Origin of the sequence: Pseudomonas reidholzensis (assembly GCF_900536025.1) — a bacterium.
Taxonomy (GTDB): domain Bacteria; phylum Pseudomonadota; class Gammaproteobacteria; order Pseudomonadales; family Pseudomonadaceae; genus Aquipseudomonas; species Aquipseudomonas reidholzensis.
Genome location: NZ_UNOZ01000042.1, coordinates 1 through 1,224, shown reverse-complemented (window position 1 = coordinate 1,224; position 1,224 = coordinate 1). Strand labels below are relative to the sequence as shown.

1 protein-coding gene is annotated in these 1,224 nt (G+C 64.2%); it reads right to left on the bottom strand.

Features of this window, described 5'->3' with window-relative positions; all coding sequences use genetic code 11:
• Window positions 1-1,224, bottom strand: a 1,224-nt coding sequence (locus tag CCOS865_RS27905; protein ID WP_244216184.1) for an Ig-like domain-containing protein, incomplete at both ends; no start/stop codon positions are given.

Below are 1,224 nucleotides of genomic sequence, written 5' to 3'. Positions count from 1 at the left end.
GCAGGCCATCCGGGGCGGTCACGGTGAAGGTACCGCTTGGGCTCAGGGCGTTGTCATTGGGCGCGCTGCCATCGATCAGGTTTTTCTCGTAGACGGTCAGCTCGCCGCCACTGGTCTCCAACCCGCCCAGGGTCACCGGGTCGTTGAGGTTGCTGATATTCAAGGTCAGGGTCGCGCTGCTGGTGTCGCCGTCGGCGTCCTTGATCGTGTAGGTGAAGTGTTCAACACCGTTGCCGCCGCCTTTCAACCCGGTGAAGTCCGGGTCGGCAGGGTTGAGGGTGTAGGTGTAAGTGCCATTGGCCGCCAGCACCAAGGTGCCGTAGGTGCCGACGAACGTGCCGGCGATCACCGGCCCGCCGGTCACGCGGTCGGCGCCCTGCTGGTCGTTGGTGAGGACGTTGCCGGTGAGTTCGACATGCTGCTCAGTGGCTGTAACCGGGTTGCTGTCGTGCTCGGCCTTGGGCACGTCATCGACGATGTTCACATCGAGGCTGCCCGAGGTGCTGCTGCCGTCGCTGTCCTGGGCGGTGACCGTGAAGCTCTCGTGCAGGCTGTTGGTGCCGTCTGCGTTGGCGTGGGTTTCATTGTCGACCAAGGTGTAGCTGTAACTCACCACGCCGGTGGCGGGGTTGTAGCCGGTGATGGTCAGGGTGTTACCCAGTGGGGTGGTGACCGACTGGCCGACGCCGGTCACCACTCCGCCGGTCACCACATTGATGCCGCCGACACTCAGGCTTTGCAGGCCATCAGGCGCAGATACGCTGAACGTGCCGCCCTGGGTCAGGGCACCTGCGTTCGGCGCGCTGCCATCGATCAGGTGTTTCTCGTAGACCGTCAGCTCGCCGCCATTGGTCTCGAGCCCGCCCAGGGTCACCGGGTCGTTGAGGTTACTGATATTCAGGGTCAGGGTCGCGCTGCTGGTGTCGCCGTCGGCATCCCTGATCGTGTAGGTGAAGTGTTCAACACCGTTGCCACCGCCTTTCAACCCGGTGAAGTCCGGGTCGGCAGGGTTGAGGGTGTAGGTGTAAGTGCCATTGGCCGCCAGCACCAAGGTGCCGTAGGTGCCGACGAACGTGCCGGCGATCACCGGCCCGCCGGTCACGCGGTCGGCGCCCTGCTGGTCGTTGGTGAGGACGTTGCCGGTGAGTTCGACATGCTGCTCGGTCGCCGTGACCGGGTTGCTGTCGTGCTCGGCCTTGGGCACATCATCGACGATGTTCACAT